Raw genomic sequence first — 19,379 nt, 5'->3', positions numbered from 1 at the left:
CGCCTTATGCCCCCAGCGCCGCGCGGATCATGCCCCAGTCCTTGCGCTTGGGCATGACGAAGCGGAAGCGTTCGCCCGCGCGGCGTTCCCAGAGCTGGCCGATGCGGCGTTTTTCCACCTGCTCCGGGTTGTCATACAGGTGCGCGCCCTTGTACTCGACGACCAGCATGCGGCCATCGGTCATCCGTACCAGGAAGTCCGGGTAGAAGCGCTGGTGGGACGTCGGCAGCGAGAACGCACCGGGTTTGCGCTCGATGTTGCGTACCCAGTCGCGCACGCCGTCCAGCCGGTTGGCGATGAAGTCGGCGCATTCGAATTCTTCACCCTGCGATTGCAGGTTGCCGATTTGCGGGAAGAAGTGCTTGGGCAGGGTGACGAAGCCGTTGTATTGCCAGTCCCAGGCGTAGCGGCCGGATTTGAACACGCACTGCAGGCGGGCATCGGCGCTCATCCTGCCCTCATCGCCCAGCAGGTCGAGGAAGCGCTGGTGCTGGCCGTGGCGTCGGGCGTGGGCGATGCGTTGGGCCAGCACGTCGCTCAGCTTCACCCGCTGATACACCAGTTCGCTGCAGCTGAAGCCACGCACTTCCAGCAGGTGGCGCAGCACGCCGGACAGCCAGGCGGCCAGGTCTTCCGGGTCCAGGTCTGGCGTGGCCAAGCGCTGTTCCAGCGTCCACTGCAGGTCTTCAAGGCTGGCGGTATCGCGCACGCCGAACAAGCCCAGCTGCACGTCGAGCTGTTCCAGCGGGTCCAGCTTGAGTTTTTCCGCATCGCCCAGCCGCAGGCGTGCGCGCTGCAGGGTTTCGGGCTCGCGCGGGAACGCTGCGTTGTCCAGCGCAAAATCGACGTCGGCCAGCGCCAGCGTGCCTTCCAGCGCGGGGGCATTGCCAAGATCGCAGAGCAAGTCGCCTTGCGACCACGCCAGCAGCGGCACTTCGAACGTCTGGCCCAGTTCGGAAGGTGTCTTCGGTGGCGCAGCGGCAGGGGATTGCAGGTGGGTGAAGGCCTGTTCCAGCGCGGCAACGGCGGCGGGTTCACGGAATGCCTCCTTCAGCGCCTTTTGTTCCTTGGCACTCCATTCGCCGCGCAGCGTGAGGCTGCCGGTTTCCGGGGACAGCTCCAGCTTGGTTTCGATGCGTTTGCGGGTGGCTTCGGGCAGCTGCGAGAAATCCGGCAGCACCAGACAGCCGTCCTGCGCCGGCAGCGGCACGCTGACGCTGGCCTGCGCGCGCAGCAGATCGTCGTTGCCGTTGCTCAACGCCATGCCGCGCACCAGATCCTTGGCGTCCTGGCGTTCGAAGCCCGCCTGCACCAGCCCGTCGCGCAGGGTGGCGGCCACCTCGGCAAGGTTGTTCGACACCGCGAACGCATACGCGCAATTCAGAGCCTCCTGCTGCTTGCGCGTGACCTGCGGCATCCGCAGCACGCGGCCCAGGATCTGCTCCAGCGCCATTTGCGTGCTGCTGCCGCGAAAGCTCATCAATACATAGGCCGCCGGCCAGTCCCAGCCTTCGCGCAGCTTGTCGGCGGTGATGACGAAGCGCAGCGTGGCCGGGTCGGCGTCGCTGAGCTCATCGATACCGGTGGCGGAACGCGCGATCTGCGCGGCGGGCACGTCGAACTGCTCGATCAATGCCGCACGCACGCGGTCGATGGTCATCGCGTCCGGGTTGTCCTTCTGCTGGCGCTCGGCCTGCAGCAGCATGATCGGGCGCAGCAGCTCGCCGGTGGCGCTGCGTTCGGCATCGGCGGCGGCTTGCAGCGCATCGAGTTTGGCGATGGCCTCACGCAGCGCGATCCGCCAGTCCGGGTGCACCGCCATGTCCACCGGCAGCTTGATCATGTCCTCGCTTTGCAGGGTGGATGCGGAAATCGACACCAACACGTTGGACGGCTGATGCATGCGGTCGGGGGTGGCGGTCAGTTCCAGCACCGCGCAGGGTGCCAGCCGGGCCAGGGTGTCGAAGGCCAGCGCGCTGCCCTGGTTGTGCGCCTCGTCCACCACGATGAACGGACGACGCAGTGCCAGTGCCTCGGCCAGTGACCAGCCGCTGCCGTCAATGCCGCGGAAATGTTCCATCAGCGCGCCATTGGCGCGATACACCGCCAGACGGTCGGTTTCGGCCTGCTTGAAGGCCTGCATGGTGGTGACGATGATGGTGTCGTGGCTGTCCAGCACCGCCGGCGACACCGACAGCGCTTCGTCGATGTCCAGCACCGCCACGTCGCCGAACAGCGTGCGCAGCTCGTCGTGCAGCAGCGCGCCCGGCGTGCGCAAGGCCCGCAGGGTCTGGCTGCGGATGGCGTCGGTGGGCACCAGCCACAGGGTCAGGCTGTGTTCCACGGGCGCAAGGCTGCGCTTGACCCGGGCGATGGCATGGCCGCCGATCAGGGTCTTGCCGCCGCCGGTGGGCACCCGCAGGCAGACCACCGGGGTGTCGCTGGCGTCGAAGGCCGGCGGCGCGTGATAGGGAATGCGGAAGCCGAAGTTCTGCTGCGTGCACTCTTCGAACGCCAGCCGGCTGGCCACGCGCTCGCCCGGACGCACCTGCGCCTGCGTGCGCCAGGCGCGCAGGAAGGTTTCGTAGCGGTCCAGCACGTCGGACTGGTAGACCTTCAGGCTCATGCGTCGTTGTCCTTGGGGGTGCGGGTGTTGCCGCGCTTTCGGGCCACGGGTTGCAAGGCATGAGCCGCATTGTCGAAATCGCGATCCACCGCCTGCGGCAGGGCCGACTGCTGCTTTCGCCAGGCATCGTATTGCTGCTGCGCGTGGCGCAGGGCATCGTCGTGGCGCACACGTCCGGCATGCGTCAACAGGTCGCGCCCGCTCAGACGCAGGAAATCGTCGAGCTTGGCGATCCAGTCCGCCATCGTCATCGGCTGGCGGTTCAGGGCCTGCAATTCCGCGAATTCCAGATAGGCGGTGACGATGCGGTTCAGCGCATCGAGTTCGGCTTCCTGCAGGTAATTCTTGGCGATTGGCGCATCCTGCCGGCGCGGTTGGCCGGCACTGGTGCTGGTCATGCCCATGTTGGGCTGGCGCGCATCGGCACGCGCCAGCACCACCTCGGCGGCGGTGTGGCCGTGCGCGGCCCAGTGCATCTTGTTCTGCACGGTCTGGAAGAAGCGCTGGCTGGCGTCCGCCGATGCGTCGTAGTCAATACTGGTGGCGTAGATGTCCAGCACCTTGCGCCAGAACATCCGCTCCGAGCTGCGGATGTCGCGGATGCGCGCCAGCAGTTCTTCGAAGTAGCCATCGTCCGGGCCGCGCTTGAGGCGTTCGTCATCCATGGCGAAGCCCTTGACCAGATATTCGGACAGCCGTTGGCTGGCCCACTGGCGGAACTGGGTGCCACGCGCGGAGCGCACCCGGTAGCCCACGGCCAGGATGGCGGCCAGGTTGTAGTGGTCCACCAGCCGGCGCACCTCGCGCGGGCCTTCGGCTTGAACAATTCGGAATTTCCGAATGGTTCGTTCAGGTTCGAGTTCTCCCTCGTCGAAGGCGTTGGCCAGGTGTTCGTTGACCGTGGGGACGGACACCTGATACAGCTCGGCGATCTGCCGCTGCGCCAGCCACACGTTGTCGCCTTCCAGCCGCACCTCGATCCGGGTGTGCGCGTTGGCGTCGCGGTACAGCAGCAGTTCCGACTGCGGAGCGGGGCTGTCATCCTGCGGGCTCACGGCGCCACCCGCAGGTGATAGGGCAGTTGCTTGAAGGTGATGCCCAGCGCGCGCAGGCGGTCGGCGCCGATGGCGCAGCGGGCGCCATAGACCACGCGCGGGCCGTCGTGGGCGGGCAGCAGGTCCAGCAGCGGGGTGGTGAGGACGTTGCCGCCGTCGATGCTGCGGTCTTTCAGGATGCCGTTGTAGAGCAGGTACACGGCGCGGCCCTCGTGCACACCCAGCAGCGGGCTGGCGGTGTCGGCGGCCTTGTGGCTGGCGCGGCTGGCCGGCAGGCCCATGCCGGTTTCGATGAACCAGACGAAGCGCGCCAGTTCGGCGAAACGCACTTCATTGCTGATATGGCCGCGCGCGTCGAACAGGGGTTTGCCCAGCTTGCAGAACTGGAAGCCGCCGCCCAGGCCGGGCACGGCGTCGCCCTTGGCGTTGGTGTAGCCGCGGGCCACGCGCTTGACGCGTTCGGCGGTGACGTTGCGGGCGATGCCGTCGTCCATTTCGACGAGGATGAAGCGGCGGTTGCCGCCGTCTTCGGCGTTCTGTTTCAGCACGGCGTGGGCGGTGGTGCCGGAGCCGGCGAAGCTGTCGAGGATGATGTCCCCGCTGTCCGCGCCTATAGCGATCAAGTAAGCGATGAGCTCTTTGGGCTTTGGATATTTGAAGCTAATACCCATGCCCTCAAGCTCACTACGCATTTTCTCGGTCGTGCTGAAATTTCGGAGCACCGAAACGATGCTTCGAGGGCCTTCCTCATGCTCACGTCGGTAATAGATCACTCCCGAAGATGAAAGGTAGAAGGACAGTAGGCCGTCATCGCTAAGTGGAGTGCACCCGCCATCGACAAACTGCTGTAGCTTCTTCCTGTTTGCCCAACCGGAAAAAACACGACAAGGCTTGGTCAACTTTCCTCCCGAGGCTTCCATGGGATCAAGTCGAAGTGGGAATTGGATGTTGCCGAAACGTCGCTTCAGTGGGTTGCTCGAAAGCCTTTCCTCAATCATTGCTTCGATGAGCCCATGAGGAATCTCGCTCGCGCCTATGCTCAGGCTCTCTGAATCCACTGGGAATCCCGCCGGGAGAAGAATTTCACTCGGTGGATTTCCAGGCCCATTTTTCGTGATGGAATTCTCTGCAAACCCAGCCCATAGATTGCTCTCTTGGCGGGTGTTGGGGTCAATCACATTGCCTACTTCTACGGAACGAATGTCCCGGGCGTAAGCGACCACATACTCGTGATTAACTTTGACCAAAAACTGATTGTCCGTGTGTCCTTCGGTATTCCAAACGAACTGAGCTAGCAAGTTCTTTCGGCCAAATATCTCATCTAGCAACGAACGAAGGTGATGCTGTTCGTTGTCATCAATCGAAACGAAGATGACGCCGTCTTCCCGCAAAAACTGCTTCAACAGCATCAACCGCGGATACATCATGCACAGCCAGCGATCGTGCCGGTCCAGCGTCTCGCCTTCCTTGCCCACCACCTCGCCCAGCCAGCGCTTGATCTCCGCGCTGTTGACGTTGTCGTTGTAAACCCAGCCCTCGTTGCCGGTGTTATAGGGCGGGTCGATGTAGATGCACTTCACCTGTCCGGCGTAGCGCGGCAGCAGCGCCTTCAGCGCCAGCAGGTTGTCGCCCTGCACGATCAGGTTGCCACTGTCGGCGGCGTTGTCGGTATCCCCCGCGCACGACAGCGACTGCACCGGTTCCAGCAGGCGGAACGGCACGTCCTTGTGGTGTTTGACGACGGCGTCTTTGCCGATCCAGTTCAGGCTGGGCATTGCGGGGCGGTCCTTGCGGCGTGGTGAAGTGGGGCAGTTTGCGGGCGGGCCGTCGCAGCGGCTGCGAACGGGCTTGTTCGCTGCCGCCCATCCATGCGGGAATGTCGCGCTGGGCGTGCGTGCCGGAGGCGCCGGATGCCATCCCCGCCCGCGCAGGGATGGCGGGCATCCACTTTAGTCCGCGCGCCCGCCGAACTCGCCGGTGGTGGTGTTGACCCACACTTTCTCGCCAGTGCCGATGTATTCCGGCACCATGATTTCGATGCCGGTGCTCAGCTTGGCCGGCTTCGGCCGCTTGGTGGCGGTGCCGCCCTTCAGTTCCGGCGGGGTTTCGATGACTTCCATCGCCACCGACTGCGGCAGCTGGATCGCCACCGGGGCGTCTTCGATCAACTGCACGTAGATGCCGGTGAGTTCATCGACGATATAACCGGCGGCCTCGCCGATGACGTCGGCGTCCAGCATGTAAGGGGTGTAGTCCTCGTCGTCGAGGAACACGAAGGCATCGCCATCCTTGTACGAGTAGGTGACCTGGCGCCGGCTCATGTCCACCTCGCGCAGTTCGTCGTCGCCGTCGAAGCTGGAGTCCAGCTTGATGCCGCCGGGGATCGAATACATCACGAAGCGGAAGCGCACGTTGCCGCCGCGACCCTGCGGCGAGCTGCGTTCGATGTCGCGGATCTGGTACACGCCGTTGTTGAACTCGACGACGTTGCCTTTCTTGATGTCACAAGCCTTCATGGGATGTCTTTTGAGGTAGTGAGCGCATGATGGATGCGCTCGTTGAGGAACCAGGTCAGCAGTCCCCACGCCAGCCCGCCAATGGCGCACAGGGGGAGGGCGATGCCCACAAGCAGCGGCAGGCGCGGATGATGAATGCCGAAGCGGTATGCCATCAGCGCGGCCATCGCCGCGAACATGACGCCGCCCCAGATTGCCACGCCGCGCACCAGTACGAAACGCCAACGGCCGCGTGCGCGGATGGCCGGCCAGCGGGTGGCGACCCAGCGCTCCGCGCGCGAGCCGTTGCCGGTCACTTCGGCGCGAGCCGGGTGGCGCCATCCAGGCGGATGGTTTCGCCATTGAGGTAGGGGTTGGTGAGGATGTAGGCCACCAGGTCGGCGTACTCCTGTGGCTGGCCCAGGCGCGAGGGGAACGGGATCGACGCGGCCAGCGCGGCCTGCACGTCGTCCGGCATGCCGTCCACCATCGGTGTCCAGAACACGCCCGGCGCCACGGTCATCACGCGGATGCCGAAACGCGCCAGTTCGCGCGCCATCGGCAGGGTCATGCCGACCACGCCGCCCTTCGACGCCGAGTAGGCGGCCTGGCCGATCTGGCCTTCGTAGGCGGCCACCGAAGCGGTGTTGACGATCACGCCGCGCTCGCCGTCGATGCCGGCCTCGTTGTGCTGCATCAGCTCGGCGCAGGCCTTGGCGACGTTGAAGCTGCCGACCAGGTTGACCATCACCGTGGTCTGGAACTGTGCCAGCGGCATCGGCCCGTTCCTGCCCAGCATGCGGCCCGCGCCCAGGATGCCGGCGCAGTTGATGGTGGCGTTCAGCCCGCCGAGGAAGTCCCTGGCGGCGGCCACGTTGGCGGCCACCTGCTCCTCGTTGCTGACATCGGTCTTGAAGAAGCGGGCGTTGGCGTCGCCCAGCTCGGCCACGGCGGCGGCGCCCTTGTCTTCGTTGACGTCGAACAGGGCGACCTTGCCACCGTGGGCGACGAGGTGCTGGGCGACGGCGAAGCCGAGGCCGGAAACGCCGCCGGTGATGACGGCGCGGGTGGATGCAAGCTGCATGGGGATTCCTGCGGGCGGGAAAACGGCGATTTTACCGAAACAGCGAGGAGCGCCGGGCCTGCCGTCGGGGGCTGCGTAGAGTGCGCCATGGATGGCGCACGTCGGCGATATCGAACAGGACGTTCGCATTGAGCCGCGAGCAGCCCCCGACGGCAGGCCCGGCGCGGACTACGGCGAAGCGAGATCGAGCAGGTAGAACCGGTTGCAGCCGCCGTGTCCGGTGGCGCCCATCGGGCGGTCGATGCGGCGAAAGCCGCTGCGTTCGTACAGGCGCATGGCGGCATCCATGCCGGTCAGTGTTTCCAGATAGCAGTGGGTGAAGCCGGCACTGCGGGCGGCCTCCAGGCAGCGCGTCATCATCGCTGCGCCAGCGCCGCTGCCACGCGCTTCGGGCAGGAAATACATCTTGCGCAGTTCGCAGGTGCCCGCGTCACCACCGGCCAGCGGTGCCACCCCGGCGCCGCCGAGTACGCGGCCGTCGCGCTCCAGCACGAAATAGGCGTGGCGCGGCTCCGCGTAGGCGCGGCTCATCCAGTCCACTTCGGGATCGGCAATGGCGAATCCGCTGCCGGTGGCGCCGAATTCCGGCATGACCGTGCGAATGACAGCGGCCATGGCCGCATCGTCGTCGGGGTGGATCGGGCGGATTGCGTGGCGGTTCGGCATGGCGTGGATCAATCCTGCTGGGCGAGCATGCGGCGGGCGAATTCGCCTGGCAGCACGCCGGGCGAGAACAGGAACCCCTGCCCGACGGTGACCCCCAGGCGCAGCAGGAAATCGCGCTGCAACTCGGTTTCGACACCTTCGGCAACGATGCCGAGCTTCAGGCTGCTGGCGATGCCTGCAACCGCCTGGCAGATCGCCACGTCGGAGGGATTGCCGGGCACGCCCTTCAGGAAGCCATGGCTCAGTTTGAGCGTATGGATGGGCAGGCGGCGCAGATAGTGGAGCGCGCTGTAGCCTTCGCCGAAATCGTCGATCGACAATTGCACGCCAAGCGCACGAAGCTCGGCAAGCGTGCGCAGGGTGTCGCTGGAGTCCTCGATCAGCACGCGTTCGGTCATCTCCAGCTCCAGCGCATGGCCTGGAAGCCCGGCTTGTTGCAGCGAGCGTTCGATACTGCGCGCCAGGTCTTCGCCTGCAAACTGGTGGTAGGAGATGTTCACCGCCACGTGCTGGATCGGCAGCCCTTGCTCCTGCCAGCGGCGCATCTGCGCGCAGGCTTCCTGCAGCACCCAGTGGTCGATGCGGACGATCTCGCCGGTGGTCTCGGCCACGCTGATGAATCGATCCGGCGGCATGGCGCCGAGCACCGGATTGTTCCAGCGCAACAGCGCCTCTGCGGACAGGAAGCGGCCGGTGCGCAAATCCACCTGCGGTTGATAGACGAGGTGGAACTCGCCATTGTCCAGCGCCCGCCGCAATTGGGTTTCCACCTGCAGGCGCTCCTGCTGGCGGCTGGCCAGGCTGGCCGAAAATGCCTGATAGCCGTTGCGGTGTCGGCGCTTGCTGTCGTACATCGCCACGTCGGCGCTCTGGATCAGCTGCCTGGGCGTGTCGCCATCGCTGGGTGCGCGGGCAATGCCGATGCTGGTGGTGACCTTGAATTCGTCTTTGCCCAGCCGGAACGGGGTGTTGAACGACTTCTGGATTTGCAGCGCCAGGCGTTCGGAACGGGATTCATCATCGGCGATCTGGCAGATCACCAGGAATTCGTCGCCGCCGAAGCGGGCAATCAGGCCTTCGCCCGCCACCGACTGGCGGATGCGGTGGGCCGCTTCCACCAGCAGGTGATCGCCGGCATCGTGGCCCAGGACATCGTTGACGATCTTGAAGCGATCCAGGTCGATGTACAGCACGGCCAGGTTCGGGCCTGCGGCAGCGTCCAGCCGAACCGCGATGTGGGCAAGGATGGCGTCGCGGTTCAGCAGCCCGGTCAGCGCATCGGTCTGTGCTTGCAGGCGCAGGTCTTCTTCGGCGCGTTTGCGCTCGGTGATGTCCTGCAGGGTGCCGCTGAAGCGGGTGTGACCAGGGTCGTGCGGATCGGGTTCGCCGATCATGCGCGCCCAGAACGGGGTGCCATCCATCTGCTGCCCCTGCAGCTCGAGGTCGAAGCCGGTGCCGTCGGAAATCGTGCGAAGCGTGTGCCGCAGTTGCTGGCGATCGTCCTCGATCAGGCAGGCCAGGACTGCATCCATCGTGCGCGGCGGGGTGGCCGCGCCGAGGATGTGGATGGCCTCGCTGCTCAGGTACAGCTCGCCGCTGCCGCGATCCCATTGCCAGCCGCCGATTTGCGCCAATTCCTGCACGCGGCGGAACAGGGTCTTGTCACGCTGCAGGCCGGTGATGTCGCTGCTGATCGCAAGCGCGTGCCCGGCGCGGGTGGAGCCCGGGGAAAACTGCGGGATCGCGGTTACCGACAGCCACACCAATCGCTTGGTCTTGCGGTGGAACAGGCCGATCACTTCGCTGGAAATCGTGTGCCCTTCACGCAGGGCGCGCTGCGCCGGATGCGCCTCGGGCGGCAGCGGCCGCCCCTGCTCGTCCACGAGCATCCAGTCGCTCCAATCCGGATTGGCCTGTGGTGCGCCATCGGCTTGCTGGCCGAAAATGCGCGCTGCCGCCGCGTTCATGAAGTCGCTGTGGCCGTTGGCCTCGTGCAGGGTGATGGCCTGGTCGATGCTTTCCGCCAGGCTCCAGTAGCGCGCCTCGGCTTCCTGGCGTGCGCTGAGGTCGCGCGCCACCGCCACGATGGTGTCCTGGTCGGCAAGCCGCAGCCGCGCCGAATGCACTTCCACCGGGAAGCGGCTGCCGTCGGCGCGGATGTTCGTGGATTGCGCCACGTGGGTTTCGCCACGGTCGATGATGTCCAGTACCGGGGCCAGGAAATCCTTCGGCAAGTCCGGGTTCAACACGCGCAGGTGCTGGCCGACGATGGCCTCGCGCGCGCGGTCGTAGGCGCGGATGCTGGCGCGATTGAGATCCAGCACCACGCCTTCGCGGCTGATGATGCTCACCGGATCCGGCACCGCGTCAAACAGCGCCCGGTAATTTTCCAGGCCGGTGGCCAGTGCGCCGCGTGCGCGCACCAGTGCGTGTTGCAGATTGTCCAGCACGGCGTCGCAATTCAGCGGGAAGTCGGGCGTCTGCCGGGCGTGCTGCAGGGCTTCCAGCGCATGGTCAAGCTGCGCCAGCGGCGTCGGCAGGTGCTTGTCCGTAGCCGCAGGCTGCTTCATTTTGCCAATGCCCGGCCAACGCGGCTGTCGGTCTCGCGGCCCAGCAATCCGGCCAGCCAGCGGCCGGTCTCGACCAGCAGATCGAGCTGGATGCCGGTGCGGATGCCCATGCCGTGCAGCATGTACACCACGTCCTCGCTGGCCACGTTGCCGCTGGCGCCTTTCGCATACGGGCAGCCGCCGGCGCCCGACACGGCACTGTCCACCACCGCCACGCCTTCTTCCAGGCAGGCCAATACGTTGGCCAGCGCCTGGCCGTAGGTGTCGTGGAAATGCACCGCCAGCGCCTGCATCGGCACGTCGGCGGCCACGGCCTTGAGCATCCGCCGTGCCTTGACCGGGGTGCCGATGCCGATGGTGTCGCCGAGCGACACTTCGTAGCAGCCCATGGCGTGCAGCGCGCGCGCCACCCGCACCACATCGGCCAGCGGGACGTCGCCCTGATAGGGGCAGCCCAGCACGGTGGACACGTAGCCGCGCACCTTGACGCCATCGTGCCTGGCCCGGTCCAGCACGGGCCGGAAGCGGTCAAGCGACTGTTCGATGCTGGCGTTGGTGTTCTTCAGGCTGAATGCTTCGGATGCGGCGGTGAAGACCGCGATCTCGTCTGCGCCGGCGGCGCGGGCGCGCTCATACCCTTGCTCGTTCGGCACCAGGACCGGATATGACACCCCGGGCCGGCGGGCGATGCCGGCCAGCACGGCGCTGGCATCGGCCATCTGCGGCACCCATTTCGGGCTGACGAACGCCGTGGCCTCGATGCTGCGCAGGCCCGCCTGCGCAAGCCGGTCGATCAGGTCGATCTTGTTGGCGGTGCCGATATCGATTTTCTCGTTCTGCAGGCCATCGCGCGGGCCGACTTCCACGATCCGGACCTCTGCGGGAAGAGACATGCTCATTGCTCCAGCGTGGCCAGCACGGCATCGGCTTCGACGAAATCACCGGCCTGTGCCCGCAATTCCGCCACCACGCCATCGCGCGGGGCTTTCAGCGCGAGTTCCATTTTCATCGCCTCCAGCACCAGCACCACGTCGCCGGCGTTCACCGCGTCGCCAGCCTTCGCCTGCACCAGCACCACGCGCCCGGGCATCGGCGCGCGGATCCTGTGTTCGGCGGCGGCGTCTGCGCCGCTCTCGTGGTGGTACAGCGCTTCCGCCTGCACATGCAGGCGCTGGCGGCCGTCATGCACCAGTACATCCCGGGCGTCGCAGTTCGCCCGCAAGCGCAGCATCGCGCCGTCGATGCGCAGGCTCAGTTCACCATCGCTGAGGCGCGCGCCGTCGACCTGGTGGCTGCCGTCGGCGAGTTCGATATGGTAGCTGCCGGCGTGACCGCGCGCGCGCAGCTCGATCCGCTGGCCGCCGTGGGCGAACGCCAGTCGCCTTGCGCCGCCGTGGCCCAGTCGCCAGCCGTCGGTGTTGGCCCAGGGCGAGCCGGGGTCGCTGGAGCCGGCGGACGCTGCCATCGCGTCCGATTCCTGCGTCAGCAGATACGCCGTCGCGGCGGCCAGCAGCAGCGTCGCGTCAACGGCCGCCGGCGCCAGGAATTCGTCCAGGTGGCGGTCCAGATAGCCGGTATCGATGCTGGCATCGACAATGGCCGGGTGTCGCACCAGTCGCTCGAGGAACGCGATATTCGACTTCGGTCCGCTGATCCGGCACTGCGCCAGCGCTTCACGCAACCGCGCCAGCGCGCGCGGGCGATCGTCGTCCCAGACGATCAGCTTGGCGATCATGGGGTCGTAGAAAATGGTGACGGTGTCGCCCTCGATCACGCCGGAGTCGATTCGCACATGCTGCGATGGCCGCGGCAGGTGCAGGGTGTGCAAGGTGCCGGAGCCCGGCAGGAAGCCGGCGTCCGGGTCTTCCGCGTACAGCCGCACTTCGATCGCGTGGCCGCGTTGGGCGATGGCGTCCTGTGCCAGCGGCAGGGGCTCGCCGGCGGCGATGCGCAGCTGCCATTCGACCAGGTCGAGGCCGGTCACCTTTTCGGTCACCGGATGTTCCACCTGCAGGCGGGTATTGATCTCCATGAAGAAGAACTCGCCCGACGGCGCGACGATGAACTCCACCGTGCCGGCGTTGGCGTAGTCGATGGCGTGCGCCGCCTGCACCGCCGCCGCGCCCATCGCCGCGCGCAGTTCTGGCGTGAGGAACGCCGAGGGCGATTCCTCCAGCACTTTTTGATAGCGCCGCTGCGCCGAACATTCGCGCTCGCCCAGGTGGATCGCGTTGCCATGGGTGTCGCCGAAAATCTGGATTTCGATATGCCGCGGATGCTCGATGTAGCGCTCCAGCAGCACGCGGTCGCGGCCGAAGGCGCTGGCGGCTTCGCGCTGGCAGCTTTGCAGGTTGCCGGCGAATTCTTCGCTGCTGCGCACGATGCGCATGCCCTTGCCGCCGCCACCGTGCGCGGCCTTGATCATCAGCGGGTAGCCGATGCGGTCGCCTTCGCGCTGCAGCACGTCCGGCGACTGGTCTGCACCGGTGTAGCCGGGAACCACCGGCACGTTGGCGGCAGCCATCAAGTCCTTGGCCCCGGCCTTGCTGCCCATCTTGCGCATCGACGCGCCAGAGGGGCCGATGAAGGCGATGCCGGCCGCTTTCACCGCGTCGGCAAAGTCGGCGTTTTCACTGAGGAAACCGTAGCCCGGATGGATCGCCTGGGCGCCGGTGTTCAGCGCCACGTCGAGGATGGCGTCGCCGCGCAGGTAGCTGTCCTGCGGGCGCGGCCCGCCGATGCAGTGCGCCTCGTCGGCCAGCCGCACGTGCTGGGCGTCGGCATCGGCCTCGGAAAACACGGCCACGGTGCGGATGCCGAGCTTGCGTGCGGTGCGAATCACGCGACAGGCGATCTCGCCACGGTTGGCGATCAAAATGGTGTGCAACATCAGGGGGTCATCCAATTCGGCTTGCGCTTGTCGAGGAAGGCAGACAGCCCTTCCTGACCTTCCGCGGACACCCGCAAGCGGGCGATCAAGGCGGCATTGTCGGCATCGTGGCGTGCGCCGTCGGTGTGCGCGCAAACGTCGCGCACCAGTTGCTTGGCGCCGGCGGCGGCAAGCGGGCCGGCCTTCAGCAGCAAACCGATTTGCCGGTCCACTGCCGCCTCCAGCGCGTCACCGTCCACCACCTGGTGGAGCAGGCCGATGCGCAGGGCCTCGGCGGCATCAAACATTTCCGCGCTGGCGAAATACCGGCGTGCCTGGCGCGCGCCGATCGCCTGAATGACATACGGCGAGATCACCGCCGGCAACAGGCCCAGCCTGCTTTCGGTCAGGCCGAATTTCGCCTCCGGCACGCCGATGGCGATGTCGCAGCAAGCGACCAGGCCGACGCCGCCGCCGAAGGCCGCGCCCTGCACGCGCGCAATGGTGGGTTTGGGCAGTTCGTCCAGCGTGCGCATCAGCCGGGCGAGGGCGAGGCTGTCCTCGCGGTTCTCCGCTTCGCCGGCCGCGGCCATGCCGCGCATCCAGTTCAGGTCGGCGCCCGCCGAGAACGAGGCGCCTTCGGCTTCCAGTACCAGCACGCGAAGGGTGGCGTCGGCGGCGACCACGTCCAGCGCATGGGTGATGTCGGCGATCAGGCCGGCGTCGAAGGCGTTGTGCACCTGTGCGCGGGTCATCCGCAAGCGGGCAACGGGGCCGGCGCGGTGCAGTTGCAGGGCTTGGCTCATGCGCGAATCCATCGGCTCCCCGGAGGCAATCCCCACATCATACCGGCAGGCAGCAGTGCTAAAATTGAGAACAATTCCTATTTGTTCACCGTGGTGCGGCCTCGATGCGATTGACCGAACTCTCCAGGCGCAGACCGGCCATCGTGGACTCCGTGGAAGATCGTGCGCCCAACGACCCGGTGGCGCGTCGCCTGCGTGAGTTGGGCTTCGTGGCCGGGGAGAGCGTTGAAGTGGTCGCCGCCGGGCCGCTGGGCGCCGAGCCGCTGTTGGTGCAGGTGGGTTTCACCCGCTTCGCCCTGCGTCGCGCCGAAGCGGCGCGGGTGCGTCTGCGCGTGAACGGGACGGGGGCATGAGCGGGGCGGCGGTGTTCCAGCGCATCGCCCTGGTCGGCAATCCGAACTGCGGCAAGACGGCGCTGTTCAACCTGCTGACCGGCAGCCGCCAGAAAGTGGCCAACTATGCCGGCGTGACCGTCGAGCGCAAAGAGGGTCGGTTGCTGGCGCCATCGGGGCGCAGCTATTCGGTGCTGGACCTGCCGGGCGCCTACAGCCTGAATGCCGCGAGCCTGGACGAGGCGGTGACCCGTGACCTGATCCGCGGGTTTTATCCGGGCGAAGCCGCGCCGGATTTGCTGATTTGCGTGATCGATGCCACCAACCTGCGCCTGCATCTGCGCTTCGCGCTGGAGCTGCGCGCGTTGGGGCGGCCGATGCTGGTGGCCTTGAACATGATGGATACGGCGCGTCGGCGCGGCATCGCCATCGATGTGGACGTGCTGCAGCGCGAACTGGGCGTGCCGGTGGTGGAAACCGTGGCGGTGCAGCGTGGTGGAGCGCGCGCGCTGCTGGATCGGCTGGAAACGCTGCATGCGACGCCACCGGACACGCATGCGCCGATGGCCGACGAGGCGCTGCACGAGGAAGTGCGGCGGCTGCTGACGCTGGCGGTCGGGATGCCGCGGCGCACCGCCGAGATCGACGACGTGCTGGACCGCTGGCTGCTGCATCCGGTGATTGGCCTGCTGGCGCTGGCCGTGGTGATGTTCCTGATCTTCCAGGCCGTCTATGCCTGGGCCACGCCGATGATGGATGGGATCGAGGCCGCCACCACCTGGTTTTCCGGGCTGGTGGCCTCGGTGTTGCCGGAGGGCCCGCTGCGCAGCCTGCTGGTGGACGGCATCATCGCCGGCATCGGTGGCGTCATCGTCTTCCTGCCGCAGATCCTGGTGCTGTTCGCCTTCATCCTGGCGCTGGAGGAATCCGGCTACCTGCCGCGCGCCGCCTTCCTGCTCGACCGGGTCATGGCCGCCGCCGGCCTGTCGGGGCGCAGCTTCATCCCGCTGCTGTCCAGCTTTGCGTGCGCGGTGCCGGGGATCATGTCCACGCGTTCGATCCAGGATCCGCGCGATCGCCTTGCCACCATCCTGGTGGCGCCGCTGATGACCTGTTCGGCCCGGTTGCCGGTTTATACGTTGCTGATCGGGGCGTTTGTCCCGAAGCGCGAAGTCGGCTGGTTCAACCAGCAGGGATTGGTGTTGTTTGGCTTGTATGCGGCGGGCATCGTCAGCGCGCTGGCGGTGGCGTGGACGATGAAGCTGTGGCGGCGCGACAAGAGCGAGCATCCGTTGCTGCTGGAGTTGCCGTCCTACCGCATCCCGCACCTGCGCGACGTGGGCATCGGTCTGTGGGAACGCGCGATGATCTTCCTCAAGCGGGTCGGCGGGATCATCCTCGCGCTGACCATCCTGCTGTGGTTCCTGCTCAGCTTCCCCGCCGCGCCGGAAGGCGCCACCGCGGCGGCGGTCAACTACAGCTTCGCCGGCCGCATCGGCGAGTGGATGACCGTGGTGTTCGCGCCGATCGGCTTCAACTGGCAGATCTGCATCGCGCTGATTCCCGGCATGGCCGCGCGCGAGGTGGTGGTGTCGTCGCTGGCCACGGTGTATGCGCTGTCGGCCACCGGCGACGATGCGGCAGTGCAGGCACTGTCGCCCATCATCCAGCAGCAGTGGTCGTTGGCCACCGCGCTGTCGCTGCTGGTGTGGTTCATTTATGCACCGCAGTGCATTTCCACCTTGGCCACCATCCGCCGCGAAACCCATTCGTGGAAGCAGACGGCCTTTGCCGCCGGCTATCTGTTCGCGCTGGCTTATCTGGCGTCGCTGCTGACCTACCAGATCGCATTGCTGCTGGGCGCCGGCTGAGATGGATGCGGGCCTGCTGCTGCAGTACCTCGTCGTGGCGCTGGCCGTCGTGGTCAGTGCTGGCGTGGTGATGCACAAGCAGTTTCCCGATGCCTCCCGGCGCTTGCGCATCGCCATTGCCTTGCCGTTGATGCGCGAAGGCAGCCCGCGCTGGGTGCGTGCGTTGGCAAGGCGAATCGCGCCGCCAGGGCAGGGCGGCGGCAAGGATTGCGGCGGCTGCAACGGCTGCGGTTGAAGCGCAGGGTTCCTCAACCGGCAGGCGTGCGTCGATGCACACGCGGGCCGGCCGGCGCCGGGGCGGGCTCGGCGGCGGGCGCGGGCGGCAGCACGTTTTCGGGGGGCGTGGGAGAAGATTCGCTTGCCTCGCGCACATCGCGCTTGCGGGCGTCCTTCTCGTCCTGCTTTTTCTTCTTGGCCAGCTCGCGCTGGCGTTTTTCGAACGCGTAGTTGGGTTTTTGCAACGGATGGCTCCTTGAATCAACGGGTGGATTTGCGCGGGGCCGGCGTGGCAGTCGGGGCAGTCGGAGGCGCTGCCTCCGTGTCCTGACCGATGCGTAACAACGCGCGAGTGGTGCCCAGCACTTCAATGGTACCGCCCGACTTGCGGAAGGCATCCATGTGTTCGGCGATGCGCTCATGCGTGAGCACGCCGCCCCGCTCCGCTGGCTTGCGCGTCTGGAACAGATGGCTGGTCTTGGATGCGGGAGGCGTGGCTTGCACGTCGGTGGGGGCGGGCTTCTTGGGGCGCGGCATGGAGCCTCCTGGGGTCAGTAAAGCGTGAGCGGAATGCCGCGTGAGGTGCGGTCTTGATAGTCGGCGCGCACTTCGAGGCAATACGGGCCGGCCATGGCGAACTTGCGGCAGATCTGTGGCCGTTGCTCGTAGATGGAACAGCACATGCGGGCCTGGTCGATCGCCACGCACCAGCCATCTTCGTCGCGCGCCATCACGGTGACGCCGTGCTCGGTCACGGTGGTGTGGCGGAAGGGCACATCGTCCTCCGGCATCAATACCACGGTCAGGCGGCAGCAGACGGCATCGCAATGGGCGCAGTCGGGCTTGTCGGCCGATGCGGTGCTCATGCGCTGAGCCCGCGCCGGAAGTGCAGCAGGCGGCCCCGGTACGGCGCCACGTCCGTGTCGTTCATCGGACAACGTTGCTCGATGACGCCGAACCCCTGTTTCGCCATCAGGCCGATGAAGCGCCCGCTGTTGCCGCGCCCCGGGTCGGTGACCACCACTTCGGCGGCGACGCACGCGTGGCGCATCACCACGCAATCCAGCAGTTCGGCATGGCCGCGTTCGTAGAGCACGTCGCTGGCGATGATGACGTCGAACTGGCCCAGCGTCGGCAGCGGCACGTCCCAGCGCATGTGCCGGTAATGCAGCGCGGGCAGCGCATTGAGCGCTGCGTTGTAGGCCAGGAAGGGTTCGGCCAGCGGATGCAGGTCCGATGCCACGATGTCGGCGCCGCGCCGCTGCAGGACCAGGCTGGCAAGGCCGATGCCGCAACCCAGTTCCAGGATGCGCTTGCCAGCCGAATCAAACCGCGCCATCGCCTGCGCCAGCAGCTGGCCGGCCGGCCACAGTTGCCCGAACAGGCTCCACTGGGCCGATGAAATCCCCATCCGTTCGCAGTAGCCGTCAGGATCCGAAAACTGCTGGCGATCGCTCAGGACGCGCAGGTGGTAGCCGTGGCCGTCTACCGCATGGCGAATGGTGCGAACGTCGTATCCCGGCATGGGGGCTCCCGAAGGGGCGTCACCCCGCAGGCGCGAGATGGGACGCGTGGATGGGAGCGAAGCGCGCGACGCAGGGAGTGTCGGCGGGACGCGCGTGGCGCGATGGCCTGCGACCATCCTACGCCAATGCAACGGACCCTGCCATGAACGCACCGGCGCGTTGCAACGCAGGCAAGCGCGCATACTCGGGTGCCGCATGGAGTGTTTGCATGTCCAATCACCAGGTCGCGTTGTTCAATTTCACGCTGGGCAAGGACGAAAGCATCGGGCCGCGTGCATTGCGCGCGTTGTGGGCGCAAGCCAGCGGCACGATGGATATCGGCGTCAGTCGCAAGGACCCCATGGAGCGCCAGCGTGACCGGCCGATTTACACGCTGTATGCGCCCCTGCAATTGGGCAACCTGCGCGCGGTGGAGTCCAGGTTGCGCAGCATGCTGGAGGCGTCGCATCTGCATGCATCGCTCACCCCGCTTCACCTCTGACAGGACGGCGGGCGGGCGTTGCAGGCCGGATCAGAAGCGCTCGCCCACCGGCAGGTAGCGCCATGCGCCTACCGGCATTTTTGCCAGCGGGATCTTGCCGATGCGGAGACGGCGAATGGCCACCACCTCCAGCCCGACTTGCGCGCACACATGCCGCAATTGCCCGCCTTGCACGCCCTTGATTGCAAAGCGCAGGCGAATCTCGTTTTGCCAACTGACCTTGCACGGTGGCAGGGCGCGGCCGTTGTAGTTCAGGCCATGATTGAGCCGACGCAGGCCCCAGGCTGCGATCTCGCCGGACACCTCGACCACGAACTCCTGTTCGATCTCGTCGCCATCTTCGGTCAGGCGACGCCATACCCGCCCATCCTGGGTCAGCACCATCAGCCCGCTGGCGTCCTTGTCCAGCGGCACCAGCGGCGTTAGTCGATGGAAATGCCGCTGCAGCAGGCGCATGCCACTGGGGTCGTCGGCCCAGCGTGATTCCGGCGACACCAGCGCGGCGGCAGGGTTGCTGCCGCTGATGGCATCGAAACCGGCCGGCTTGTGCAGCAGGATGGTGGCAGGCTCGGTGGCTTGCAGCCGCGCATTGGCGTCGATCTCGATGGCTTCATCCGAGACCATGCACTGCGGCTCTTCCACCACCTGTCCATTGACGGTCACCCAGCCGCCTTCCACGTATTGCTCGGCTTCGATGCGCGAGCATCGGGCCAGCTCGGTGACGCGTTTTGCCAGTCGGATCGGATCGGACATGAATAAACGCCGGGGATTTCAGGACACGC

The 19,379-nt window shown here is 66.5% G+C and carries 20 protein-coding genes; 4 read left to right on the top strand and 16 right to left on the bottom strand.

Annotation, left to right across the window (positions count from 1 at the left end; all coding sequences use genetic code 11):
• Positions 1-4: 4 nt before the first annotated feature.
• The 11 genes from LIW09_RS07800 to LIW09_RS07750 all read right to left on the bottom strand — a co-directional run bounded on the left by LIW09_RS07800 (position 5) and on the right by LIW09_RS07750 (position 14,171).
• Positions 5-2,626 carry a DEAD/DEAH box helicase gene (locus tag LIW09_RS07800; RefSeq protein ID WP_256645087.1) on the bottom strand — a complete coding sequence of 874 codons (2,622 nt, stop codon included), beginning with the start codon at positions 2,624-2,626 and terminating at the stop codon, positions 5-7.
• Complete coding sequence (locus LIW09_RS07795; RefSeq protein ID WP_256645086.1) at positions 2,623-3,681, bottom strand: virulence RhuM family protein; 1,059 nt, start codon at positions 3,679-3,681, stop codon at positions 2,623-2,625. Before LIW09_RS07795 ends, LIW09_RS07800 begins: the two co-directional genes overlap by 4 nt.
• On the bottom strand, positions 3,678-5,456 hold the full coding sequence (locus LIW09_RS07790; RefSeq protein WP_256645085.1) for a site-specific DNA-methyltransferase: 1,779 nt from the start codon (positions 5,454-5,456) through the stop codon (positions 3,678-3,680). The genes LIW09_RS07795 and LIW09_RS07790 overlap by 4 nt, the downstream gene beginning before the upstream one ends.
• A gap of 174 nt (positions 5,457-5,630) precedes the next feature.
• Positions 5,631-6,197, bottom strand: a complete 567-nt coding sequence (gene yeiP / locus LIW09_RS07785) for an elongation factor P-like protein YeiP (protein WP_256645084.1) — start codon at positions 6,195-6,197, stop codon at positions 5,631-5,633.
• The gene (locus tag LIW09_RS07780; protein WP_256645083.1) at positions 6,194-6,493 is read right to left on the bottom strand and encodes a hypothetical protein; all 300 of its coding nucleotides are present in this window, start codon (positions 6,491-6,493) and stop codon (positions 6,194-6,196) included. Before LIW09_RS07780 ends, yeiP begins: the two co-directional genes overlap by 4 nt.
• Complete coding sequence (locus tag LIW09_RS07775) at positions 6,490-7,260, bottom strand: SDR family NAD(P)-dependent oxidoreductase (RefSeq protein WP_256645082.1); 771 nt, start codon at positions 7,258-7,260, stop codon at positions 6,490-6,492. The genes LIW09_RS07780 and LIW09_RS07775 overlap by 4 nt, the downstream gene beginning before the upstream one ends.
• A 168-nt stretch (positions 7,261-7,428) precedes the next feature.
• On the bottom strand, positions 7,429-7,926 hold the full coding sequence (locus tag LIW09_RS07770; RefSeq protein WP_256645081.1) for a GNAT family N-acetyltransferase: 498 nt from the start codon (positions 7,924-7,926) through the stop codon (positions 7,429-7,431).
• An 8-nt stretch (positions 7,927-7,934) separates the two neighbouring features.
• On the bottom strand, positions 7,935-10,496 hold the full coding sequence (locus tag LIW09_RS07765) for a sensor domain-containing protein (protein WP_256645080.1): 2,562 nt from the start codon (positions 10,494-10,496) through the stop codon (positions 7,935-7,937).
• The gene (locus LIW09_RS07760; protein ID WP_256645079.1) at positions 10,493-11,389 is read right to left on the bottom strand and encodes a hydroxymethylglutaryl-CoA lyase; all 897 of its coding nucleotides are present in this window, start codon (positions 11,387-11,389) and stop codon (positions 10,493-10,495) included. Before LIW09_RS07760 ends, LIW09_RS07765 begins: the two co-directional genes overlap by 4 nt.
• 2 nt (positions 11,390-11,391) lie before the next feature.
• Entirely contained in the window at positions 11,392-13,386 is a 1,995-nt protein-coding gene (locus LIW09_RS07755; protein WP_256645078.1) for an acetyl/propionyl/methylcrotonyl-CoA carboxylase subunit alpha, read from the bottom strand.
• Positions 13,386-14,171 (bottom strand): enoyl-CoA hydratase-related protein, encoded by a 786-nt coding sequence (locus LIW09_RS07750; protein ID WP_256645077.1) that lies wholly within the window; start codon positions 14,169-14,171, stop codon positions 13,386-13,388. Before LIW09_RS07750 ends, LIW09_RS07755 begins: the two co-directional genes overlap by 1 nt.
• 104 nt (positions 14,172-14,275) lie before the next feature.
• Here LIW09_RS07750 and LIW09_RS07745 point away from each other — a divergent pair, with 104 nt between their 5' ends.
• Genes LIW09_RS07745 through LIW09_RS07735 form a run of 3 tightly spaced genes read left to right on the top strand, consistent with a single transcriptional unit; the run spans position 14,276 to position 16,609 of the window.
• Positions 14,276-14,524 carry a FeoA family protein gene (locus LIW09_RS07745; protein ID WP_256645076.1) on the top strand — a complete coding sequence of 83 codons (249 nt, stop codon included), beginning with the start codon at positions 14,276-14,278 and terminating at the stop codon, positions 14,522-14,524.
• Entirely contained in the window at positions 14,521-16,374 is a 1,854-nt protein-coding gene (feoB, locus tag LIW09_RS07740; protein WP_256645074.1) for a ferrous iron transporter B, read from the top strand. Before LIW09_RS07745 ends, feoB begins: the two co-directional genes overlap by 4 nt.
• Before the next feature lies 1 nt (position 16,375).
• Positions 16,376-16,609 carry a DUF6587 family protein gene (locus tag LIW09_RS07735; RefSeq protein WP_256645073.1) on the top strand — a complete coding sequence of 78 codons (234 nt, stop codon included), beginning with the start codon at positions 16,376-16,378 and terminating at the stop codon, positions 16,607-16,609.
• Between the two features lie 13 nt (positions 16,610-16,622).
• Here LIW09_RS07735 and LIW09_RS07730 read toward each other — a convergent pair whose 3' ends face one another.
• Genes LIW09_RS07730 through LIW09_RS07715 form a run of 4 tightly spaced genes read right to left on the bottom strand, consistent with a single transcriptional unit; the run spans position 16,623 to position 18,115 of the window.
• Positions 16,623-16,835, bottom strand: a complete 213-nt coding sequence (locus tag LIW09_RS07730) for a hypothetical protein (protein WP_256645072.1) — start codon at positions 16,833-16,835, stop codon at positions 16,623-16,625.
• 16 nt (positions 16,836-16,851) lie between these two features.
• Positions 16,852-17,127: a hypothetical protein gene (locus tag LIW09_RS07725; protein WP_256645071.1), complete on the bottom strand. Its 276-nt coding sequence runs from the start codon at positions 17,125-17,127 to the stop codon at positions 16,852-16,854.
• Between the two features lie 14 nt (positions 17,128-17,141).
• Complete coding sequence (locus LIW09_RS07720; RefSeq protein WP_256645070.1) at positions 17,142-17,456, bottom strand: YkgJ family cysteine cluster protein; 315 nt, start codon at positions 17,454-17,456, stop codon at positions 17,142-17,144.
• A complete protein-coding gene (locus LIW09_RS07715) occupies positions 17,453-18,115 on the bottom strand; it encodes a class I SAM-dependent methyltransferase (protein ID WP_256645069.1) in 663 nt (220 codons plus the stop codon). The genes LIW09_RS07720 and LIW09_RS07715 overlap by 4 nt, the downstream gene beginning before the upstream one ends.
• A 209-nt stretch (positions 18,116-18,324) precedes the next feature.
• Here LIW09_RS07715 and LIW09_RS07710 point away from each other — a divergent pair, with 209 nt between their 5' ends.
• A complete protein-coding gene (locus LIW09_RS07710) occupies positions 18,325-18,597 on the top strand; it encodes a hypothetical protein (protein ID WP_256645068.1) in 273 nt (90 codons plus the stop codon).
• Positions 18,598-18,627: 30 nt separating this feature from the next.
• Here the strand turns inward: LIW09_RS07710 and LIW09_RS07705 are convergent, their stop codons facing one another.
• Positions 18,628-19,350 (bottom strand): rRNA pseudouridine synthase, encoded by a 723-nt coding sequence (locus LIW09_RS07705; protein WP_256645067.1) that lies wholly within the window; start codon positions 19,348-19,350, stop codon positions 18,628-18,630.
• Positions 19,351-19,379: the final 29 nt, after the last annotated feature.

The organism is Thermomonas paludicola (assembly GCF_024498955.1).
GTDB lineage: Bacteria > Pseudomonadota > Gammaproteobacteria > Xanthomonadales > Xanthomonadaceae > Thermomonas > Thermomonas paludicola.
The sequence above is the reverse complement of the archived record's forward strand: the minus strand, read 5'-3'. Positions and strand labels throughout refer to the sequence as shown.